Genomic DNA, 22,663 nt, shown 5'->3' with positions numbered 1-22,663 from the left:
TTACTCTTTCTTTAAGCTGGACCACTGGTACGGCAGGGTGTGCGGACTTTGTTCAATGCTGCAAATAACGTCCGATAGGCACAGAGCGCTCAGTAGTGCGGGTATCAGATTCAATGGTGACGACAGGGCGCGTAAGCCAATGATCTGTGGCACGAGATCGTTTGGGGAATCGCGATAGCGATTACTCTTGTCGATAAAGTTGCCGATTTTCTTGCTATCCATCACCCAGTCAGTCACCAACTGGGTGTTTGCGCCCGCATGAAACACGACGGTGTTATTGCTTAGATGCTCCAAAGTCGAACCCGAGGCTGCTTGCACGAACTCGGCCCCGCCACGGCTATGGGTGACCCAATTCACCTGCTGCCCACTCTCCTGGATGAACTCAAGCTGACTGCGTAGACCGAGAACCGAGTCGGACTCGACACTCAGCTTGGTCAGGAAGGCACTCCATACATCTGCAATGAAACCTTGCGTCGGCGCGTAGGACAGCGTGTAGCGGTCAACTGGAATATAAGCACCCTCTGGATTCTCTTTTGCTTGTTTGATCCTTTCCGCCGCATCGACGTGGGTCATCATCAGAGCCACCGCATAGTTTGACTGATTGTCCATTCCGTTGCGTGCGCCGTTCTTAGTGAACCAGTATTTGTCGCCGTCACGCGTATTTGCTATGGCTAAGGCTTCTGTGCCGAATTTTAGTACGAGGTAGGCATCTTTCTTGTTGCGTTTGTCGACAACGCCATAAGGGTCTGCGTCATATTCAGGCGTTTTTGGTGATTGGACTTTGTCCTCAGTGCTGGTTCGCACATCGGGGTGAGCCGTCTTGATCAGTGCAAGGTCACTTTGAAGTTCTTCCTTGTGGTCCCATGTCAAATCACCAGTCTTGTCCGCTGCGGCGGCTTTGCGGGCGTCAGGCAAGGAGTAGGTGTACATCATAGCGTACAGGTTACGTGTCATTGCGGCGCACGTCGGCGTGTTTCTCAATGGACCGTCGCAGGCTGAGTGGAAGTCCGCGTTACGCTGCTTGTCGAGCTCATTGAGCTCTACCGTTCTGAGGCAAGCGTCAACGTCATTGTTCGTGACACAGGCTTTTCTGGCTTTGTAGCGAGCTTCGTTCTCTTGATGCGAAAGGTAATTGTTCGCGACTTCGTTGAATGCCCCCGCAGCGCCGGCGGAGCCACCTACAGCAATGCCGGCTGCGGTGCTGAACGTTGCGGTAATGGTGTCGGCGAGCGGGCCCTTAAGACCTGCGTCTTTCAGCGTATCTGCAACGATAGGGGCGGACAGTGTTCCTGCTGCGCTACCTGCGGCGCCGGATAAGCCACCGGTAAGTCCGCCGACAAGGGTGTGAGCCAGCAAACGTTGGGTTCCGCTATCTCCCCATTCTTGTTCAATTTTCAGGGCTTCGTACTCAAACTCCCGCTTGCGCTGTGGATCTGTTTCGACTTCGGCATCTGCCCTAAGCTGCTCTGCGGCCTCGATCTCCTTATTGGCGTAGTCGCCGATAGCCTTACTGGCTTGCGCGCCAAAGGTTTGAGTGATGAGTACCTGGGCGTTGATGTCCTCCTGCACCTTTCCGTAATCGAAGATTCTGGTGATGCCTGTTTCGGCATCGCCCGTGCGTGCTTCGCTTTGGCCAGCGATCCCGCTGATCGCGGCCCGTGTGGTGCTACTCGATTTGTCGCTGGACTGCCCGAACCCCGCACTGTTGCCCATCGGCTTGAACATACCGTCGGTCGCTTGGCTGGTTCCGATGTTGATGCCTACGCTGGTGGCTTGGTAACTGGCGTGGTTGTGAATGTCGTTCAGGGTGAGGGCGCCTGTTGTACTGAAGCGATTGGCTTCACGCTCTACGGCCTTTTGGGAGCTGGTAATGGCTCCTCCGTTCAACGTGGTGTCGCCACTCACTGCAACTTGGAAGCCGCCGTCGCCGGCCTTCAGGCCGCTCTGTTCGATCACGCTGGCGAAGTTGCTGTCGATCTTGCTCTGGCTGGCATTCACGCTAGCCGATCCGCCGGCACCAACGGTGACGCTACCGCCCAGGCTTTGCTGGCGGCTTCGATATGTGCTGGTGTCCTGCACGCTTTCGATGACAAGATGGCCGCCTACGGTAGCCTCAATCTGCCCTGCAGTGGCGAGTGCTCCTTTCATGCCAAGGTCCCCACCGGCGTTGAGGAGGAGCTTCTGGCCTGCATCCACATTGCTCAGGGTATAAGTGACGTCATCGCCGTCGGCCTTGCCGCGTGCGGCGCTTGCGCTTGCGGTAACCCCAATGCCGTTGCTCCCGACGGTGACGCCGATCGAACCGCTGCTGCTGTGATTGGTTGAATGCTGATCAGCGGTGTTGCGGGCGGCGAGAAGCTGGATCGCATTCTCAGCAACGAGGTTTAAGTTCGCTCCGGCTGTCACTCGGCTGCCCTGAATGGTCAGTGTGCTCTGGGGCCCGTTACCGGAAGCCATGATGAGGACATCGTGACCGGCTGACACGTTACTGCTGCGGCTGCTTTCGGCGGTCTGGATGACCTGTCCCTGGCTGCGGCTTCCTCCGACACTCAGGGTCAGGGATAAACCACCAACTTTGTCTGCGGCATTGGCGTCGCGGGTGGTGGGGTTGCCTTTGTCGTCGGTGCCCGTGACGATCTGGCCGGGCTTGCCGTCGATAGTTTGACCCTGCCCTTGGTTGATGGCTTGCGCGGCGTCATAGGTCGACATCCCGGCATTGGCGGCCGCTAGTGCTTTCATGCGACTGTCCGTGGTGCGGCTGCTCGCATCCTTCATCTGCAATGTAGTCTGAACGGCGTTGATCACCGGGCCGCTCAGCGCCAGTGTCAGGCCGCTTTGCGTGAAGCGGGTGTCGGTCTTGCTGCGTTGGGTTTCCCGGGCCTCGAGAATGTCAATCCGCTGGGCGGCTAGGGTGATATCGCCGTTCGTGGCAAGCACGTCGCTGCCATGCTGGGCATAGCTGCGCCCTGCCCACAGTGCGATGTTGCCGTCGGTGCTCCCTATGGTGGACGCAGCTGCACGTTTGCTCTGGGTGTCGTGATCGGTTTGTTGCCGTTGTGTGCCAAGGGTGACGCCCAGACCGCCGCCGCTAAACAGGCCGGAATTCTTCTCGGTGCGGATGTGGTTCTCGTTGAGTACCTCGGTGCTCGCTTCTATCCGCAGATCGCGTCCGGCGCCCAAGCTTGTAAGTTGGGTGCTCACCACATTGCTGCCCATGACCCGGATGTCCTGGCCGGCATACAGGGCGGTGGTGTCGCCGCTCAGGGTGCTGGCGAGGGCTGTGGTGCTGTCCAGCGTATCGCGGGTGGTGATTGTTTTGCTGGATAGCAGGCTGCGTTGTTTGTACTGGTGGGCCTCATCGAGAAGCTGACGTTGGGTGCCGGCCATGAGGGTGAGGTCGCGCCCGGCCGTGACCGTCAGGGCGCCCTGATCGCTGGTGAGCTGGGCGGCGCGGGCGGTGATGTCCTGGCCGGCTTGCAGGTGCAGGTCGCCGGTGGTGTGGATCGTGGAGCCGATTTCGCGGTCCTCCCCGTCTCGGCGATAGTTTCGGGCGTTCCAGACGATCTCCTGACGGCGGCTTTCGGTCTGCGTGCCGAGATCCAGATTGCGGCCAGCGACGAGGGTGGTGGTGCCCGCCGGGCCGGCCCCGGTGGGGGCGAGGTTGATGAGCTGGCTGGCGTCGAGATGGAGATCACGGCCGGCTTCGAGGGTGAGTTCGCCGCCCCCGACATAGACGGTTGCGGTCCGGTCGACGGCGGTGCGGCTGCCCTGGCGGGATTGGGTGGATGCAGTGGTGCTGGCCACCGTGAGATCGCGTCCGGCGAGGAGTGTCAGCGCGCGCGAGGCTTCGATGCGGCCACCGATGTTCTCCAGATCGCCCAGCGCCCGGGCGTCCACTGTGTTGCCAACGATACGACCGCCCGCATTACGCAGGGTGTCGGCGGTAAGGTCCAGGCGCTCACGCGCGGCGAGGGTGCCGCTGTTCGTCACGTTGCCTTGCGCAGCGAGGGAGAGGCTGGCGCCAGAGAGCAGGCCCCCGGCGCCGTCGATGTCGCCATCGCGAACGACGGCATAGACCTGAGGTACGAGCACGTGAGTGACGCTGCCGTCGGCGAGCGTGATGGGGGTGCTCACAAGCCAGACGATGTCGGTGGTGAGCGCTGCCATCTGCTCGGCACTGAGGGCGACGCCTGGGCGGAGTTGCCACGCTTGCGCGAAGCGGGCTCCGGCAGTCATCAGCGCGGCAAACTGGGTCTCGTCGTCGGCGTAGCCGTCTAGGAAGCGCTGGCCGGTGAGCTGGGCGACCTGCTCGCGCACGAGGCGTTGTTCGTAAAAGCCGTCGCCGAGGCGCTTCTGCACTGCGTTCGGGTCGCTGGCGAGCTGGCCCAGGAGGTAGTCGGAGCTAAGCCAAAGGCGCGCATCGGTGAAGCGCGGGTCGGTCTCGATGAGGTAGCGGGCGCTGCTGTCGGCGTGGAGGCGGAAGAGGCTGCTGGTGGGTAAGGTGAAGGATGGCGCGATGGTCCGCACCATGGTCTGCTCGCCGCTGGCGATGGTCTTGCCGGTGGGGATTGCCGGGGTGCTAGGGGCGGCGCTCTCGGTTGTGGTAGCCGCATCACGGGACGCCGGGGTGTTTTGGGCTGTGGTGTGCGTGGGGCTGTCTGTCGTGTGGGCTTGTGCCAGCGTGTGGACGACCACGTCCGGGCTCCCCAGGGCCGCGCCGGTATCCCGTGCGACTGGGGTGGCGCTTGCGGTGCCAATGGTGTTGCCGCTGATTGGGGTGCCGGCGTCGATGGTGCGGCGCACTTCGATGAGCGCCGGACCACGGAGGGTGGGTGTGCTTGCCTGGCTGCCGGTTGCGGTGGTGGCGACGGCGTCGACCGCGCGATGCGCGATGTGGGTTCCGCTTCCTGCTACCTCGGCGTTCTCGGCGAGGACCGGGGTGGCTAGCGCGTAGGTCTGGATGGTCGGGGCGGGGATGTAGTCGGCAGACTTTGCCTCTTCTCGGTCTCGTCCGTCCTTTTTGTCGCGCTTGATGTTGATCGCGGTCCCGATGTCGGTGATGGTGCGCGTGCCGGTGGCCGTGCGGTTATCCAGTGTGGCGAGCTCAAGCCGGAGTTGCCGGCCGGCGACGATCTGGCTCATGTCGTTGGTGAGCGTTGCGCTGGTGACGTGCAGATTGCCACCGGCCAGTATTCGTGCCGGGTCGCTGGCGAGCAGGCGTGTCTCGTCCACGGTACGGGTAAAGGCGTATTCAGTGAATGACTCGCCTGAAGTCTGACGACCGTCGTCGTACGGCTCATTCAGCACAAGGGTTCGCACCCCGTCGTCAGCGTGCCTGTAGGTGAAATGGACTTCCGACACGTCATAGCGCTCCGGTTGGCCCTTGAACGAGAACTCCCGATGCGGCGTGACCGAGGTGCGAACCACCTCGGTGGCAAAGTGCGTGTCCAGATTCTCGATGCGCTCTGCGGCGAGGGTGAGGTTGCTGAGGGCTTCGATGGTTGCGCTGCGGTTGATCACGCTGCTGGCCTGGCCGCTGACGCGGTTGGTCGCGTCGATAGCGCCGCCAATGACCAGGTCGCCGGCGCTGAATAACAGTCCGTGCTCGCTGTTGATGAGATTGCCGATGCCCATGTCGAGGCGCTTCCGCGCGGCGATCACCGGCGCGCTGCCGTCTTCTGCGGCGTTGGTGAGGGTGGCGGCCTGGATTGCCAGGTGGTCTCCGTAGATGCGGCCACTACCTAGGTTGTCAAGGAGGGCGCTTTCGAGGCGCGCGTCGCTGGCATCGATGAGGCCGCGGTTCACCAGGGTGGAGCTGGCGAGGAGTGCCGAGCCGGCCTGCATTTCGCCAGTGGCCCGGTTATCGAGGGCTGCGACCTGTACGTCGAGGTGGCCGCCAGCGGCGAGGCTGGCGCCGTTGGTGAAGGTGCCCGAAAGCGCAACCCTGGCGTTGCCGTTGGCGCGAATTTCACCGTTGTTGCCGAAATCGCCAGCGAGTTGCAGGTCGAGATCACCCCAGCTGAGCAGGCGTCCGTCGCCACCGAGTGTTGCGGCGGAGATCGAGAGTTGCCGGCCGGCGAGGAGTTCGCCACCGCTGTTGATGATTGCGAGGGTTGGCCGCGGGTTAGGGTCGTGGAGCACGACGCTGCCGAGGGCGCTCAAAAGGCCGCGGGTGTTGTCGATGTGACCGGTGCTGGTGACGCGCAGGCTGTCATCGGCGGCGAGCAGGCCGTCGCGATTGTCGAGCCGTGGCGTGACGAGCTCGACGGTGCGGCCCTGAATGCCCAGGCCGGCGCCCCGCGTGTTGTTGTTCAGTATTGCGGCGGCGCTGAGCTGGGCGTGTTGGGTGGATTGGATCGCGCCGCGGGCGTTGTCGATGCTGCTGACGACCGTGAGACTGAGATCGCCTGCGCTGTGGATACGCCCGTCGGCATTGTGCAGCGCCGTTGCCGTGACGGTGGTGACGCCGAGGCTGGCAACGGTGCCACCAATGGTGTTGTCGATTTTGTCGGCGAGGACTTCAAGGCGGCCGGCGCCAATGTAGCCGGCCTGGTTGTCGAGAAGACCGCTGCGGAGCACAACGTCGGAGCCACCGAGGATGCCGCCGGTTGTGCGGGTCGCGCGATTGACGAGATCGGCGCCGCGGGTGTCGATGAGCAGGTGACCGCTGGCCTGGATCAGACCTCCCTGGTTGTCGAGGGGGCCGCTGGTGATGGCAAGGGTGCCGGCGTCCTGGCTGCCGGAGGCGACGATGTGTCCGTCGCGGTTGGCAAGGGGGCCACGGCTGGTTACGGTGGCGCTGCTGGCGACGAGCGTGCCGCCGGTGTTGTCGAGTTCGCCGCTGGCGAGGGTGAGTCTCCGGGCGGCTGCGATGTGCCCGCCAACGTTGGTGGTGAGCCCGCTGGCGGTGAGTGTGAGGCCACCCGCGATGGCTGCGAGGGATCCGCTGCGGTTGTCCATCTCGGCGCCGGTCAGGTTCAGATCGGTGCCGGCTGCGATGAGGCCGGAGGCGTTGCCGAGGGTGGTTGCGGTGACGTCCAGCCGGCTGCCGGCAGTGATTTCACCATTGGTGTTGGCAAGCACGGAGGTGGTGATCAGGCTGTCATGGCCGCCGTGGACGCGTCCGCCGTCGCGGTTGTCGAACTGGCGGACGGCTGCAGCGGTGAGGGCCTGAATGCTGGCAATCTCGCCGTGGCGGTTGTCGACAACGTTGGCAGCGAGCTTGACTGCGCCGTTGCCGGCGATCTGACCGTTGCGGTTGTCGAGGAGGCCGGCGACGGTGATCTGCGCTGTGCTGGTGCCGGTCTGCCAGAGGGTGCCACCCTGGTTGTTCAGGCTGTCTGCGCTGAGGGCCAGGCCGACGGCCTGGGTGGAGGCGCCGGCAAGCTCGACGCGATGGGCGACGAGATCGAGGTTGCCGGTGCTGGCGATCTGGCCGCCGTCGCCGCGAAGGGTGGTGGCGCGGATGCTCAGCTGGCCGGCGCCGGCGTGCTCGATACGCCCGGCCGTGTTGTCGAGGGTGGCTGCGGCAAGGCTCAAGGCGTTGCCGTTGCTGGCGATGCGGCCACGGGTATTGACGAGGGTGCCGGGTAGTTCGAGGTGCTGATCACTGCTGCCGGTTTGTACGATCTCGCCATCGGTGTTGTCGAGGGCGGAAGCGCGCAGCGTGAGGGCGGCGGCATTGAGATGGGCCAGGCGGGTGTCGAGGAGGCCGGCAACCTGGGTTTGTAGCCGGTTGCTCGCGCTGATGTCGGCACCGGTTGCGCGGAGATCGCCACTGCGTGCGGTGAGCTGGATGGAGGCGGCGGCGCTCTGGCTGGCGGAAAGCTCGAGCTGGGCTGCGTCGAACATGAGGCTGCCGGCGGCGAGCTGGCGGCCATGGGCGTCGAGCTGGCGCTGGGTGTTGAGCGAGAGGCTGCCGTTGCCGGCGAGGTGTCCGTCCGCCTGCAGGCCGGCGGCCAGGAGGCTGCCGGCGCCCGCAGCGACGGTGCCGGCGGTGATGCCGAGGTCGCGCCCCGCGCCGAGCACGCCGCCGTGGGTGAGGGTGTCGGCGACAGCGAGGGTGACGTTGCGGCCAGCGTACAGGGTGCCGTCCGGGTTGTTGAGGTTGGCAGCCTGGAGGTTGAGGTCGAGGGTGGCGAGGAGGGTGCCACCCAGGTTGTCCAGTTGGCCGGCAGCAATTGCGAGACCTCCATTGCTGGAGATGCGGCCGGCGTTGTTGTCGAACTGTGCGGCGACGCTCAGGGTGCTCGTACCACTGCCGGTCTGCAGCAGTTTGCCGTGCAGGTGGTCAAGGGTGTTGGCGCTGATGTGCCAGGTGTCGGCCTGGGAGGTGGCGTTGTCGAGCACAAGGCGCTGGGTGCTCAGGTTCAGGTGGCCGTTGCTGATGATCTGACCGCCGCTGCCGGTGAAGTTGGTGGTGTCGATTGTCAGCGTGCCGCTGCCGGCATGGCCGATGAAGCCGTTGCGGTTGTCCATGCCGGCAGCGCTGAGGTGCAGGTTGTCGGCGTTGCTGTGGATTTGCCCGCCGGTGTTGGTGAGGGCGCCGGGGAGTGCGATGTGCAGGGCACCACTGCCGGTCTGGCGCAAGTCGCCACCGGTGTTGTCGAGGCGCCGGGCATGAAGGCTGAGTTCAGCTGCGCTGACATGGGCGGCTCGGGTGTCGAGGAGGTCGCCGGCTTGGGCGTTGAGGGTGGTTTCGGCACGCACGTTGGCGCCGGACAGGCTTAGCGTGTCGGCCGCAAGGCGGATGGCATCGGCGGCGTTGAGGCTGCTGCCGAGGTCGAGAGCGGGTGCGCTGAGGGAAAGGGCGCCTGCGGCGAGGTGCTGGCCGTGGGCAGTGATGGCTGAGCTGGCCTGCACGTTGAGCGAGCCGGCGTCGGCAAGGTGGCCGTCGATTTGCATGCCGGCGGCGACAAGACTGCCGGAGCTGGCGTTGATCCGTGCGGCGCTGACATCCAGGTGGCGGGCGGCGGCGATCACCCCGTCGTGCAGGAGCGCGCCGGAAAGGGCCAGGGTGGCGTCGCGTCCGGCGTAGAGGCTGCCGCTGCCATTTGACAGCTCGCCGCCCAGCAGGGTGAAGTTGGTGGCGGCAAAGAGGCGGCCACTGGCGTTGTCGAAGAAGTCGGTGCTGAGATGGGCGGAACCCGTGGCGGCTTCGATCTGCCCGCCAGCGTTGGCGAGGCGGGCGGCGCCAAGGGTGAGGCCGTGGTTGCCGGCAATGAGCCCGGCGGTGTTGTCCAGCAAGCCGGCGATGCGGACGGCGAGTTGGGCGCCTTGCGTGGCAACGATGCTGCCGCCCCGGTTGTCGAGGGTGGCTGCATTGAGGGTGAGGTCGGCATTGCTGACGATATGCCCGCCGCGGTTGATGAGTTCGTCGTGTACTTGCAGGCGTGCGGCGCGGGTGCCGCTGCTGATGAGGGCGCCGCCACGGTTGTCGAGGCTGGCCGCGCTCAGGTCGAGGTGGTCGGCGCTCAGGTGGGCGTCTCGGCTGTCGAGGTGGCCGCCGATCTGCGCTTGCAGTTGTCCGTTGGCCACGAGGCTGGCTGCGTGGGCGTCGAGCAGGTTGGCGCCGAGGGTGAGGTTGCGGGCACGGGTTGTGCTGCCGGAGAGGTCGAGACTGCTTGCGGCGATGCTGAGCGCGCCCGCGGCAAGGTTCTGGCCGTGGGCGGCGAGGGCTGAGCGGGCTTGGAGAGTGAGCGCACCGTCGCCCTCAAGTCGGCCGTCGGGCTGCAGGCCAGCGGCGAGGTGGCTGCCGGGGCTGGTGTCGATCCATGCCGCGCTGACGCCCAGATGACGGGCGGCAGCGAGCGAGCCGCTGTTCTCGAGGCCATCCGCGAGCGTGATGGTCACGTCGCGCATGGCGTAGGCGCTGCCGTCGCGATTGGTGAATGTGCCTGCGGTGATGCGAAGGTCGTCCGTGGCGTAGAGCTGACCGCGGGTGTTGCTGATGAGGTCAGCGCCAAGGCTGAGGCTGCCGTGCTGTGCCTCAAGGCGACCACCGTCGTTGTTCAGGCTGCCGACGGTGAGGGCGAGGTCGGCGTTGGTGCCGATGTGGCCGTCCTGGTTGTGGAACTGGCCGCTGACGGTGAGTGAGGCCGGCGCAGTGCCGGTCTGGAGGAGGGTGCCCTGGCGGTGGCTGAACTCGGCGGCGGTGATCGTGAGATGCGTGGCCTGGGTCTGGGCGCGATCGAGGTCGAGATGGCGTGCGGTGAGGTCGAGCTGGCCCTGGGTAACGAGTTGCCCGTCGCTGCCGCTGAAAGTGTCGGCGCGGAGGCTGAGGGTGCCGTAGCCCCGGTGTTCGATCTGCCCGCCTCGATTGAACAGCGTGGCAGCGCCGAGATTGATCGCGACGGCGTTGCTGGCAAGGCGTCCGCTGTTGTTGTTGAAGGTGCCGGCAAATACGAGCTGCAGCGGGTCCGTGCCCAGATGGAGGAGTACGCCACCTGTGTTGTCGAGGTCGTGGGCTGCCAGCGCGAGCTGGCCGGCAGAAATGTTGGCAGTTGCGCTGCGAAGCAGCCCAGGCGTACTGGCGGTGAGGCGGCCATCGGTGTGGAGCCGGCTTGCCGAGAGATTCAGGTCGCCCTGGGTGGCGCGCAGCTGAACGGCTGGCGCAGTGAATCGGGCTGTCGAGTGGTCGAGACTGGCAGCGCTTGTGTCGATGGCGGCGCCACCGATAAGGGTGCCGTGCGCCGCCAGGGGGCCGGCGGCGCTGAGGCTGAGCGTGCCGCCCGTGGTGCCGTGGCCGGCGACAAGCCAGGCGTCGGCGCCGCTGGTCAGACGCGCGCCAGGGGCGCTGGCAGACAGACTGAGGTCGCCACCGGCAACGGCGCTGCCATCAAGGCTGAGCCCTGCGTGGCCGCTCAGTACGGCGTCAGTGCCGACGCGCAGCGCCCCGCTGCTGCTGAGGGTTTCGGGCGTGGTGATGGTCAGCCGGGTGGCGCTGTCGATCTGCCCGCTGTTGTCGATCCAGCCACGCTGGTCGATGCGCACTTCTCCGGCTGAAGCTCCGATCTGGCCGGTGTTGCGGAAGCCTACGCCAGCTTCGGTGCCGATGAGGTGAATCTTGCCGGCGTACATGCCGCCCAGTACTGCGACGTCGAGGGCGAACGCCGGTGCCGAGCCGGCCGGGAGGCGTGGTGTCGCGGTGCTGCCGTCTGCTGTGACGTCGGCGGCACCGGTTATGGCTTGCAGATCCGGTGCCCACACGCCGGCATTCAGCCGGATTGCCCGCGCGATGAGCTGGGTGAAATCGGTGTCCCGCGCGTCGAGCCCGAGGCCATCGACGACGAGCGTACCCGTGCCGACGCGGTAGCCATCGAGGCGGCCGTCGGTGACGACTGGCCTGCCCGTGGTGAGGGTGGCGCGGCTCGCGTTGATGAAGCCGCAGCCATTGCAGAGGATTCCGGCCGGGTTGGCGATGATGACTTCCGCACGGGCGCCTCCGACTTCGAGGTAGCCGAGCAGCTGGCTGGGGTTGGCGGCATTGACTTCGTTGAGGATGACCCTTGCTGTGCCGGTGGCGAGCCAGGGGTTGCCTTGCACGAGTCCGCCGAGGCGGGTGGTGGCGCTGTTGCGGGCGTTGTTGAGGATGGTGCCGGCAGCAGGGACGTCGAACTGGCTGTAGGTGTTGCGCGATACGCCGGCAGCGCTGGGGGTCTGGATGTTGACGAGGGGGACGCCGTTCGGGGCGGTCAGGATGGTCGGGCGTTGGCTGCCGGGAGCGCGGCCATCGGCGACGATCTGCGCGCTGACCTGGGCGGGCCATAGCAGGCTCCCGGTGATGAGCATGACCCCGGCGCTGAGGGCCCGAAGGTGCGTCTGGCAGGGCGCGCGCACGGAGCGGCCGGGCGATGCGCTGCGTCCAGGGGTACTGCCCTTCGGATGGCTGCGGGCGTTTTCGGCGACAGCCATCGGGATGCCGCGGGTGGAGTTGAAGACGAGGCGGAAACACAGTCGGTTCATGGTCAGAAGCCCGATTCAGGGGAGATGGCCAGGGGTTGGCAGGTCAGGCCGATGGCGAAGCCCATCAGGGCGATGGGCGTCTGCAAGTCGGGCGACCGAGACGAGGGTGGGCCGGCGAAAACGTTGTGGTTCAGGAGGCAAGCGTTGCTGCGGATGCCAAACGTGGTGCAGGCGGGGGCGGCGAGGGCAGCGAGGGGCGCGCGAATGGTGGAGGCACGGGGGCCGTGGCCGGCTGTCCCGCCGGGCATGCTGTGGCGCCTGATGACGACTTCGGGGTCGTCGATGGTGTCGCCGGATTGGTGGCCCCTGGCTTTGAGGAAGGCGCTGGTCTTGGTGCCGGAATCGCGGTGGAGCAGGCGGTGGAGCCGGATCTGGTTGTCTTTGGAATCGCCGCAGTCGCAGTTGGGCTGGGGGCGACCGTCAATAGCTTGGTGATCGCGGCTGCCGTTGGCGGTGATGTCGCAGGTTTGGCGGGAATGGGCGTTGCCGAGGCTCGTTGGGGCGACGTGCTGTGGATGGGATGGGCTGAGTGTCATGGGGCATCAGGGATGCCCGCACTATCTTCCATCGCGACCCCGGATGGCATTGCAGGCATTCAATGTGAATGATGTAATGCCTGTAAGTGTATACACATTGTATTGTGAAAATCAATGTGGGTAGGCGTTTTGCTTGAGCGTCCGCTCGTCATGTCCAGATTGGGGTGCCGCCGGCGGCACTTGGATTGGTCATGCCCTCGCTCGCCAGCAGTGTATGAGTGGCTGGCTCAGCTTGCTGCGCCTCAGGTCAATGGAGCTCTGGAAAGCGCCGTAGCCATAGCCAGGCCACGCAGAGCTGGACGCAGATCGTCAGGGCCCAGGTGCTCGTGACATAGCAGCAGGCGGCGGGGAGCATTACCTCCAGCAGTTCCTCGAAGGTCAGCCCGAGCAGGAAGAACACCAGCGTGAGGCAGGCCCACTTGGCCATGAATCCCGGGAGGTGGACGCCCATCTGCCGGTTGTGGCGGTAGTTCTGCCGGCGTTCGATGAGGCTGCCCTGGGTCACGTCGCGAAAGCACGCGAAGGGCCACAGATAGCGGTAGAGGAGGTGCCAGAAGGGTTCCTGGCACGGCGGTGGTGTCCTGTCCATCCTGGCCTCCCGTCGAGGTGGAAGTCCGCCCTGTCCGTATGCCGTGTCGCCGGCGAGGCGGGCCCCAGAAGCAAAAAAGCCGACGCTGACGCGTCGGCTTTCAGGCTGGAGCTGGTCGATCGAATTACTTGACGGCAGCCTTGGTGCGCAGGTCGGCGATATGGCGTTCGACACTCTGCTGCTCAAGACGTTGCTTGAGCTGACCCTTGACCTCGTCAAAAGCCGGGGCCTTGAGGGCGCGGCTGTCTTCGAGCTTGATGACGTGGTAGCCGAAGTCGGTCTTCACCGGGGTGGTGGTGATCTTGCCCTTCTCGAGCTTGGTCAGCGCTTCGGCGAAAGGCTTCACGAAGCCGGCCGGGTTGGCCCAGCCCAGATCGCCACCCTTTTCGCGGGAGCCGGGATCCTTGGACTGCTTGGCCAGATCTTCAAACTTCTCGCCCTTTTCGAGCTTGGCGATGATGGCCTTAGCGTCCTCTTCCTTCTCGACGAGGATGTGGCGGGCCTTGTATTCCTTGTCGCCGAGCTGGGCCTTGATCTTGTCGTATTCGGACTTCACATCGGCGTCGGTGACGGGGTGGGTCTTCACGAAATCCTGCAGGTAGGCGCGGATCAGCACGGCCTGGCGGGCCAGTTCCATCTGGGCCTGGACGCTGCCGTTCTTTTCGAAACCCTTCTTGCGGGCTTCCTGAGAGAGGATCTCGCGGCGGACCAGTTCTTCCTTGACGGCGTTGCGTAGCTGCTCGGATTCAGGGGCACCCTGGGACTTCTGCTCGGAGATCATCACGTCGGCGCGCGCCTGGGGGATGGCGGAGCCGTTGACGGTGGCAACAGTCTGGGCAAAGGCGGGCAGCGCAACGAAGGCTGCGAAGAGGGAAACGACCAGACGGCTCGGGAGGGTTTTCATCAGTTTTCCTTGCGTGGTGTAGGGGGTGGAGATTTAAAGGTCTTCCGGGGTTTCTGCCTGGATGGCAAGGGCGTGTATCTCCTTGCGCATCATGTCGCCGAGCGCATCGTAAATCATCCGGTGACGGGAAACGGTGTTCTTGCCAGCAAACGCCGCCGAGACAATGGACAGCCGGTAATGCCCGCCGCCCGAGCGGGCGCCCGCATGGCCGGCGTGCAGGGCGCTGTCGTCGATGAGCTCGACCTTGACCGGCGCCAGCACGGCCAGCCGCTGGCGGATCTCGTCCATGACGCTCACGGCAGGGTTTTCCGGAACGGCTTGACGGTACAGCGGGTGAACACGCCGGTGGTCATGTAGGGATCGGCCGCGGCCCAGGCTTCGGCGTCGGCGAGGGAAGGGAACTCGGCGATGATCACGCTGCCGGTGAAGCCGGCAGGGCCGGGGTCCGGGGAATCCACGGCAGGGCAGGGGCCCGCCAGGACCAGCCGGCCTTCGGCCTGCAGCGCCTGCAGGCGGGCAACGTGTTCGGGACGTGCGGCGAGACGCTTGTCCAGGGAGCCGGGGGCATCTTCGCCGATCAGGACATACAGCATTACTTGGGTTCCTCTTCAATGTAGCGGGACAGCAGCATTCCCTGGGCCAGCACGAACACGAGCATCAGACCCATGCCGCCGAAGAGCTTGAAGTTGACCCAGGTGTCTTCGGAAAAATTGTAGGCGATGAAGATGTTCAACACCCCCATCAGTGCAAAAAAACCGGCCCAGGCGAGGTTGACCGTCTGCCACAGGTGCTCGGGCAGCTTGAGCTGGGCTTCGAGCATCGTGCGGATGAGGTTCTTCTTGAGGACGTGGGCCGAGAACAGCAGCGCCACGGCAAAGAACCAGTAGAGCACGGTGGGCTTCCACTTGATGAAGGTGGGGTTCTGGAAGATCAGCGTGGCACCGCCGAAGATGGTGACGATCGCCAGGCTGACCCACAGCATGGTGTCGACCTTGCGGTGCCGGAACCACACCCAGGCGATCTGCCCGATGGTGGCGGCGATGGCCACGGCAGTGGCGGCAAAGATGCCGGCAAACTTGTACGCGACAAAAAACAGGATGATCGGGAACAGGTCGAAGAGGAATTTCATCGCAGGACGCTGGGAGACGGCTCGGCAGGACGCAGGAATGGCGACGGAGGGGCCGGCACGGCCGGACGGTCCGGGTCGCAAACGGGCGTACTGTACTGAATTACAGCCGGCGCTGGAAGCACCCGGCAGGGATCGGCGAACGATTTATTCACGAGCGCCCGGTGGGTCGGCCTTGTTGCGCATGTGATCGGCGAGGCCTTCGATGGCGCCCCACAGGCGTGGCCGCAGCGGGTGGTCGGCGAGGACCTCGTCAAGGGCCAGGTTCATGCACATCAGCCACTGGTCGCGCTCGGCGCTGGTGATGGTGAAGGGCAGGTGGCGGGCACGCAGGCGCGGATGACCGTTGGCCTGCTCGTACAGCGGGGGGCCGCCGAGCCAGCCGCTCAGGTACATGAAGAGTTTTTCTTCCGAGCCGGAGAGATCCTCCGGGTGCATCTGGCGCAGTTCCCAGGCTTCCGGCAGGGTGTCCATCAGGGCGTAGAAGCGATGCACGAGGCGGCGAAGAGTGTCTTCGCCGCCAAGCTGGGAGTAGGCAGTGGTGGCTTGCTCAGGCGCCATGGACATCCAGCGAGCGGCTGCGACCGCAGTTGAGGTTGGCGGGCAGGGCTTCGTCCATCATCTCGGGGCGGGGCAGCTGGAGCGCCGCCATCTGTTCGATGAAGCTCTGGCGGTTGTGACCGCTGAAACGGGGGTTGCCCAGTTTTTCCTGGGCGATGCACGACACCCGGGCGCCGCGGTAATCGTGGCCGGGGTAGACCAGGGTTTCGTCGGGCAGCGTGAACAGCCGCTCGGTGACGCTGTCGTAGAGCTGGCCGGCGTCGCCACCCTGGAAATCGGTGCGGCCGCAACCGCCGATGAGCAGCGCATCGCCGGTGAAGATGCGGTCGCGCCATTGGTAGGTCACGCAGCCCGGGGTGTGGCCCGGGGTGGGGATGACGCGGATCACCTGGTTGCCGAAGACAATGGTGTCGCCGTCACCGAGCAGCCGATCGGCGCAGCCGGCGGCACCGGCCCGGCCCATGGCGCTGCGGGCGCCGGTAAGTTCGCACAGGCCGGCGGAGCCGGTGATGTGGTCGGCGTGGATGTGGGTTTCCAGCACCCAGTCGAGCTGCAGCTCCTGTTCCTGCAGGAAGCTGAGGTAGGCGCCCAGGTGAGCCTTGACCGAATCGATGATGATGGCGTCGCCGGTGACGGGATCGGCGAGCAGATAGGTCAGCGTCGAGCTGGCGTCGTCGAAGAACTGGCGGAACAGAATCATGGGTTTTGCGCCATAAAGGGGATTGCTCCGATTCTAGCTTTAACTCGGGTCCTTGGGCGCGGCCTGGAGCAGGATGAGGGCATCCAGCCCGCCGCCGGGGCGGGATGCCAGCTGGAATTCGCCAAATTGCCCGCGGATGATGCGGTCAACGATGGCGAGCCCGAGGCCTGACCCCTTGGTGTTGCTGCGGGCGGCCTCCAGGCGCGTGAACGGGCGCTTGACGCGCTCGGTTTCCGAGGCCGGGATGCCCGGGCCGCGGTCGAGTACGTGGAGCACCGGTCGGCCGTTGATCACGCCGGTTTCGAGTTCGGGTGGCCCGCCGGCGTAGTTGAGGGCGTTCTCGATCAGGTTGGTGACGGCCCGGCGCAGGGCCTGGGGCCGGGCCAGCGCAGGGGGGGCGCTGCTGCGCCGGAGGTCGATCGGGAAGCCGCGCCGGGCATACACGCCGGCAAGTTCGTCGGCGAGTTCGCCGAGATCGACGGCAGCGAGGGTTTCGCCGCCGTCGATGCGGGAGAACTCCAGGAACTGGCCGATGATCCGGTCCATGTCCTCGATGTCGGAGACCATCGCGTCCACGTCGGTTGGATCGGCGCCGCACATCTCGACGCCCAGGCGCAGGCGGGCGAGGGGGGTGCGCAGGTCGTGGGAGACGCCGGCGAGGATCAGCGCCCGGTCGGCGTCGAGCTGCTGGAGGTCGTTGGACATCTGGTTGAAGGCATGGGCGAGATCGGCGACTTCGGCGGGGCCGCTCTCTGAGAGCCGAGGCGGGATCTCGCCCCGGCCAACGGTGCGAGCAGCGGCGGCCATCGCGCGCAGCGGGCGGTTGAGCCGCGAGACGATCATGTAGGCGCCGAGCATCGCCAGGCTGAGCGCGGCCAGGCCCCACCACATCCATTCGCGGGCGTGGGGGCGGATGATCCGCTCGGCGGGCAGCATCACCCAGAAATCCGCGTGGTCGGCCGGGTCGTCGGCTTCGATCCGGAAGCTCACCCAGAAGCCGGGCAGGCCTTCCCAAGACGAGGCAAAGCGGGTTTCGGCACCCAGTTGCAGGCGCACGTCGGTCATCACCTGACGCAATACAGCGGTGTCTTCAAGCGGCGTGATTTTGTCCTGGGGCTCGGCCGGGTAGATGCGGATGCCTTCGAGGGTGGCCAGATCCAGCAGCAGATCCTTGCGCAGGGCGGGATCGGCGTTGAGCAGCGCGGTGCGGGTGAGGTTGATGATGCTGACGACGGTCTGGGCCGTCTGCCGCGCCCGGTTTTGCTGGTCGAAGTGGCTGAAGATGACCGACCACACCGTGACCGAGGCGAGCATCAGCACCGTCACCAGCAGGAATATTCGCCACAGCAGCGAGCCGGGCAGGAGGGCGCGGGGGTGAAGCGGCGACACGGATCGGCGTTATTGGGCGGTGTGCTTGTTGCCGTCCGGAACGAAGACGTAGCCGAAGCCCCACACCGTCTGGATGTAGCGGGGCTTGCCGGGGTCTTCCTCGATCAGCTTGCGCAGGCGCGAGATCTGCACGTCGATGGAGCGGTCGAAGACGTCGTATTCGCGGCCACGGGCGAGCTCCATCAGGCGGTCGCGGGAGAGCGGCTGGCGCGGATGCTGGAGCAGCACCTTGAGGAGCGCGAATTCGCCGGTGGTGAGGAGGGTCTCCTCGCCGTTGCGGACAAGCACGCGAGAGCCCAGCTGCACGACGATCTGGCCAAAGCGCACGTCTTCGTCTTCGGTGGCGGGGGCGCCCGGCGGGGTTTGCGGCTGGCGACGCAGCACGGCGTGGATGCGGGCGACGAGCTCGCGGGGGTTGAAGGGCTTTGGAAGGTAATCGTCGGCGCCCATCTCGAGGCCGACGATGCGGTCCACGTCGTCGCCCTTGGCGGTGAGCATCACGATGGGGATCGGGTTGTTGGTGCCCCGCAGGCGCCGGCAGATCGACAGGCCATCCTCGCCAGGAAGCATCAGGTCGAGGACCATCAGGTCGAAATGCTCGCGCAGGATCGCGCGATCCATCTGGGCGGCGTCGCTCACCGTCTTGACGGCAAAGCCCTGCTCGCTCAGGTAGCGCTTCAGCAGATCCCGGAGGCGGAGGTCGTCATCGACGACCAGAATGCGATAGCTCTCTTTTTCCATGACCCGAATCCTAGCGCCTCGCCCGTCCGGCCGCCAGACGGGCGGGTGAGGGCGGGTAAGCAAACGTAAGCCGTGAAGGGGGTCTAACATCCTCTTACAAAGGTTGATTCCATTCTCGGAGGGGACTGCCAGAATCCAATTGGTCAGGTTAGGATTCAGCCCCATGGAACGTCAGAAGACATTGTCGACACTGCGTGCACTCGGCCTTCTCGTGGCAGGCGCCATCGGGCTGGGCGCTGGCAGCGCCGCGTCGGCCGAGGGTGTCGAGCGGGCGGGTGCGTGGTTGCGTTCCTACGCAGGCCCTTACGACCGGCAGGGGCAGATCCGCGATGCGCAGGGGCTCGTCCCCGATGCCCAGCAGCGCCGTCCCGAGGCCGAGGACAGCCGCAATCCGCGGCGCTGGTCGTCCGAGGAGCGCCGTCAGCTGCGTCACGATGTACATGAAGCCGGCCGTGATGTTTACGGCCCGATGCGCCGGCGCGACTGAGCTTAGATCGCGCAACGCCGCCGCGGCTCGCCGTCGCGGAAACGGTAGAATGCGCGGGCCATGAAAATCCTCGCCATCGAAACCTCCACCGAAACCGCTTCCGTCGCCCTGCTCGACGGCGAACGCATCAGCGAGCGGTCGGTTGCCGGTCGCCCCGGCCACTCCGAAACCCTTCTCCCCGAAATCCTTGGTCTTCTTGCCGATGCCGGCGCTCGGCTGGCCGATCTGGACGCCATTGCCTTTGGCGCCGGCCCGGGTGCCTTCACAGGCCTGCGGCTGGCCTGCGGCGTGGTGCAGGGGCTGGCGATGGGCGCTGGCAAGCCGGTGATCCCGATCGGCACGCTGGAGGCGCTGGCGAGCCAGTGCGCGGACGAGTCCGGTGCAATCTTCGTTGCCGTGGATGCGCGGATGTCCGAGGTTTACTTTGCCGCCTACGAGCGTCGCGACGGCCAGCTGGTTGAGCGCATGGCGCCGGCCTGTGCGGCGCCGGGTGAGGTGCGGCTGCCGGCAGAAGGCGAATGGTTCGGTTTTGGCTCGGCCTTCAAGGCCTATGGCGAGACCCTGGTGCCGGCGGTTGGTGAGCGCCTGACGGGCTTCGATGCCTCGCCGGTGCCCCTCGCCTCGAGCGTGGCCCGACTGGCTGCGGTGCGTCTTGCCCGTGGCGAGACCATCGACGCGGCGCTGGCTGCGCCGCTCTACGTGCGCGACAAGGTGGCGATGACCACGGCCGAGCGCCTCGCCCGCGGTGGCAAGGCATGACCGTTGGCGATTTTCGCTTCGTGCCGATGCAGGAATCCGACCTGGACTGGGTCGCCGCCCAGGACCGGGTGCTTTACCCGTTCCCCTGGTCGGAGGGCAATTTCTCCGATTCCATGTCGGCCGGTTACAGCTGCTGGATGATGTTCGACGACGCGGAGCCGGTGGGCTACGCGGTGCTGATGCGGGTGATCGATGAAGCCCACATCCTCAACATCAGCGTCGTGGCCGATCGTCAGCGGGGCGGGCTTGGCCGGCGGCTCCTCGATCATCTGGCAAGCACCGCCCGGGAGGCGGGCGCGACCCAGCTTTTTCTTGAAGTGCGCCCGTCCAACGCTGCGGCGCTGGCGCTGTACGCGCGGGCCGGTTTCGAGACCATCGGACGCCGCAAGGGCTACTACCCGGCGGCGGGCGGTCGCGAGGACGCGCTGGTGATGAGGCTGCCCCTGTGACCCGACGCCGTGACGCGATCCTCCGGGAGATGGGGCTGGCGCCCCTGTGGCGGCTGCGCGGCGCCGAGCCGGTCGAGGAAGCGCAACCCGAACCATCCGCGCCCGTGCCCGAGCCGGTCGTCGCCGCGCCCGTTTCTGCGCCGGCTCCTGCATCCAGGCCGGTGCCGCTGGCGCGTTTTGTTCCGCCTGATGCGGAGCCCGCCGAAGCGCCGGCGCGACGTCCGGCACCGGTTGGCGACATCGCCGGGCTGGGTTGGGATGATCTCGAGGCCCGCATCCGCGAGTGCGACGCCTGCGCCCTGTGCAAACGCCGCAAGCAGGCCGTGCCCGGCGTGGGCGACCGGCAGGCGGACTGGCTTTTCGTGGGCGAGGGGCCGGGCGCCGAGGAGGACGAGCGGGGCGAACCCTTCGTCGGCCAGGCCGGGCGGCTGCTCGACAACATGCTGGCGAGCATCGGCCTGGCACGGGGCAACGACGTGTACATCGGCAACGCGGTCAAGTGCCGTCCGCCCAACAACCGCACGCCGGAGACCGACGAGCTTGCGGCGTGCTTCCCGTATCTCGAGCGCCAGATTGCGTTGATCAAGCCGCGGCTGATCGTCGCCCTCGGCCGTCCGGCGGCCCAGGCGCTGCTCAACCAGGAGGTCCGGATCGCCGCAGCGCGGGGCAAGCTGTTCGAGTTCGGCGGCATTCCGGTGGTGGTCACTTACCATCCGGCCTATCTGCTGCGTAATCTGGCTGACAAGGCCAAGGCGTGGGAAGACTTGTGTTTTGCCCGGGCAACGATGAAACGTCTGAAGGCCGATGCAGTCTGATTGCAAGATTTGATGGCGTCGGATGGGCGGTACCTTGGGTTTATCCCGAGTCGCTAGAATGGTTGATCGAGCTTTGGCTTCAGACACTTTTTCCTGACGAGGACACACCATGCGTATCAAGCTTTTCCTGTCGATGATCCTCTCGCTGCTGCTTCTGTCAGGCTGCGGCTACAACCAGATCCAGATCAACGACGAACAGGTCAATGCGTCCTGGTCCGAGGTGCTCAACCAGTACAAGCGTCGGGCCGATCTGATCCCGAACCTCGTGCAGGTCGTCCAGGGCTACGCCTCCCACGAAAAGGAAGTGCTGACCCAGGTGACCGAAGCCCGCGCCAACGTGGCGGGGATGAAGGTGACGCCGGAGTTAGTGAATGATCCGGAAGCCATGGCCAAGTTCCAGAAGGCCCAGGGAGACCTTTCCGGTGCGCTGTCGCGCCTGCTGGTGGTGACCGAGAACTACCCCAACCTCAAGGCCGACGCGAACTTCCGCGACCTTCAGGCTCAGCTCGAAGGCACCGAGAACCGCATCACCGTGGCCCGCAACCGCTACATCAAGGCGGTGCAGGATTACAACGTGACGGTGCGTACCTTCCCCAACAACCTCACCGCGATGGTGGTCGGCGCCAAGCCGAAGGCCAACTTCTCGGTGGAGAACGAAGCCGCCATCAGCGAAGCGCCCAAGGTCAATTTCGGCGCGCCGGCGGCTCCGGCCAAGCCGGCTCAGTAAGCCCGGCAAGGCGTATCCCGCCGTGGCGCTGGCGCGCGTGATCGGACTGCTGGCGGGGCTGTGGCTCGGGCTTTTCGGGCTGGCTTTTGCCCAGGAGCTGCAGCCGGTTCCGGCGCTCAGCGCCCATGTCACCGACACCGTCGGCCTGCTGCCCGAAGACCGGCGGCAGGCGCTGGAGTCGCAGCTTGTCCAGCTGGAAAAGGACAAGGGCGCCCAGCTGGCGGTGCTCATCGTTTCCACGACCCGACCCGAACCCATCGAGTCCTATTCCCTGCGCGTGGCGGAAGCCTGGCGGCTGGGGCGCAAGGGCGTCGACGACGGCGTGCTCTTCATCGTCGCCCGGGACGACCGGCGGATGCGCGTCGAGGTCGGCTACGGGCTGGAAGGCGCGGTGCCCGACGCCATCGCCAAGCGGATCGTCGCCGAGGTGGTGGCGCCGCGTTTCAAGGCCGGGGATTTCCCCGGCGGCATCGAGGCTGGCGTTGCGGCGCTGGTCGCCCGGATCAACGGCGAGGCGCTGCCGGCGCCCGCGCCCAGCGCTGCCGGTGCCGATGACCAGCAGATGGGGCTGGAAGAAGCGCTGGTGTTCGGCATCATCTTCACACTGGTCGTTGGCAGCGTGCTGAAGGCCATCTTTGGCCGTCTGCTGGGTTCGACCATCGCGGCAGGGATCGTCGGGGTTGGCGCCTGGACGCTGACCAGCGTGCTGCTGGTGGGCGCGGTGGGCGCGGTCCTGGCGTTTATCTTCTCGCTGGTCGCCGGTAGCGGCGGTGCAGGGCGTATCGGCGGCGGGCCGACCATCGGCGGTGGTTTTGGCGGGGGATTTGGCGGTCGTGGAGGTGGCGGCGGCTGGTCGGGCGGTGGTGGCGGTTTTGGCGGCGGCGGCGCGTCGGGAGGCTGGTGATGCGGATCGGAC

At 65.8% G+C, this 22,663-nt stretch carries 17 protein-coding genes; 6 read left to right on the top strand and 11 right to left on the bottom strand.

All coding sequences use genetic code 11. The annotated features are described in order from the left end of the window. The 11 genes from GH681_RS00450 to ompR all read right to left on the bottom strand — a co-directional run bounded on the left by GH681_RS00450 (position 1) and on the right by ompR (position 18,510). Positions 1-11,964: a hemagglutinin repeat-containing protein gene (locus GH681_RS00450; protein ID WP_153159490.1), complete on the bottom strand. Its 11,964-nt coding sequence runs from the start codon at positions 11,962-11,964 to the stop codon at positions 1-3. A 2-nt stretch (positions 11,965-11,966) separates the two neighbouring features. Then, complete coding sequence (locus tag GH681_RS00445) at positions 11,967-12,500, bottom strand: ShlB/FhaC/HecB family hemolysin secretion/activation protein (RefSeq protein ID WP_153159489.1); 534 nt, start codon at positions 12,498-12,500, stop codon at positions 11,967-11,969. Between the two features lie 247 nt (positions 12,501-12,747). Next, a complete protein-coding gene (locus GH681_RS00440) occupies positions 12,748-13,089 on the bottom strand; it encodes a hypothetical protein (protein ID WP_153159488.1) in 342 nt (113 codons plus the stop codon). Between the two features lie 124 nt (positions 13,090-13,213). After that, a complete protein-coding gene (locus GH681_RS00435; RefSeq protein ID WP_153159487.1) occupies positions 13,214-13,993 on the bottom strand; it encodes a peptidylprolyl isomerase in 780 nt (259 codons plus the stop codon). Positions 13,994-14,026: 33 nt separating this feature from the next. Further along, positions 14,027-14,281, bottom strand: coding sequence for a BolA family transcriptional regulator (locus GH681_RS00430; protein WP_153159874.1), 255 nt, complete (start codon positions 14,279-14,281; stop codon positions 14,027-14,029). Between the two features lie 5 nt (positions 14,282-14,286). Then, positions 14,287-14,586, bottom strand: a complete 300-nt coding sequence (locus GH681_RS00425; RefSeq protein ID WP_153159486.1) for a YciI family protein — start codon at positions 14,584-14,586, stop codon at positions 14,287-14,289. Continuing rightward, positions 14,586-15,122, bottom strand: a complete 537-nt coding sequence (locus tag GH681_RS00420) for a septation protein A (RefSeq protein WP_153159485.1) — start codon at positions 15,120-15,122, stop codon at positions 14,586-14,588. Before GH681_RS00420 ends, GH681_RS00425 begins: the two co-directional genes overlap by 1 nt. A gap of 144 nt (positions 15,123-15,266) precedes the next feature. Then, entirely contained in the window at positions 15,267-15,680 is a 414-nt protein-coding gene (locus tag GH681_RS00415; protein WP_153159484.1) for a group II truncated hemoglobin, read from the bottom strand. Next, on the bottom strand, positions 15,670-16,380 hold the full coding sequence (locus GH681_RS00410) for an MBL fold metallo-hydrolase (RefSeq protein WP_228111725.1): 711 nt from the start codon (positions 16,378-16,380) through the stop codon (positions 15,670-15,672). Before GH681_RS00410 ends, GH681_RS00415 begins: the two co-directional genes overlap by 11 nt. Before the next feature lie 39 nt (positions 16,381-16,419). Further along, on the bottom strand, positions 16,420-17,769 hold the full coding sequence (locus tag GH681_RS00405; protein ID WP_228111724.1) for an ATP-binding protein: 1,350 nt from the start codon (positions 17,767-17,769) through the stop codon (positions 16,420-16,422). 9 nt (positions 17,770-17,778) lie between these two features. Continuing rightward, positions 17,779-18,510, bottom strand: coding sequence for a two-component system response regulator OmpR (gene ompR / locus GH681_RS00400; protein ID WP_153159483.1), 732 nt, complete (start codon positions 18,508-18,510; stop codon positions 17,779-17,781). Between the two features lie 163 nt (positions 18,511-18,673). Here ompR and GH681_RS00395 point away from each other — a divergent pair, with 163 nt between their 5' ends. From GH681_RS00395 to GH681_RS00370, 6 genes are all read left to right on the top strand, one after another. Beyond that, complete coding sequence (locus tag GH681_RS00395) at positions 18,674-18,997, top strand: hypothetical protein (protein ID WP_153159482.1); 324 nt, start codon at positions 18,674-18,676, stop codon at positions 18,995-18,997. Positions 18,998-19,057: 60 nt separating this feature from the next. Next, positions 19,058-19,756, top strand: a complete 699-nt coding sequence (tsaB, locus tag GH681_RS00390) for a tRNA (adenosine(37)-N6)-threonylcarbamoyltransferase complex dimerization subunit type 1 TsaB (protein ID WP_153159481.1) — start codon at positions 19,058-19,060, stop codon at positions 19,754-19,756. Then, the gene (gene rimI, locus GH681_RS00385; RefSeq protein ID WP_153159480.1) at positions 19,753-20,205 is read left to right on the top strand and encodes a ribosomal protein S18-alanine N-acetyltransferase; all 453 of its coding nucleotides are present in this window, start codon (positions 19,753-19,755) and stop codon (positions 20,203-20,205) included. The genes tsaB and rimI overlap by 4 nt, the downstream gene beginning before the upstream one ends. Positions 20,206-20,234: 29 nt before the next feature. Further along, the gene (locus GH681_RS00380) at positions 20,235-21,020 is read left to right on the top strand and encodes a uracil-DNA glycosylase (protein ID WP_153159871.1); all 786 of its coding nucleotides are present in this window, start codon (positions 20,235-20,237) and stop codon (positions 21,018-21,020) included. A 109-nt stretch (positions 21,021-21,129) separates the two neighbouring features. Next, positions 21,130-21,747: a LemA family protein gene (locus tag GH681_RS00375; protein WP_153159479.1), complete on the top strand. Its 618-nt coding sequence runs from the start codon at positions 21,130-21,132 to the stop codon at positions 21,745-21,747. 22 nt (positions 21,748-21,769) lie between these two features. Further along, complete coding sequence (locus GH681_RS00370) at positions 21,770-22,651, top strand: YgcG family protein (protein WP_228111723.1); 882 nt, start codon at positions 21,770-21,772, stop codon at positions 22,649-22,651. Positions 22,652-22,663 lie beyond the last annotated feature (12 nt).

Origin of the sequence: Zoogloea sp. 1C4 (genome assembly GCF_009469605.1) — a bacterium.
GTDB lineage: Bacteria > Pseudomonadota > Gammaproteobacteria > Burkholderiales > Rhodocyclaceae > Zoogloea > Zoogloea oryzae.
Note: the sequence above shows the minus strand (reverse complement) of the source record. Positions and strands in the feature narration are given on the sequence as shown.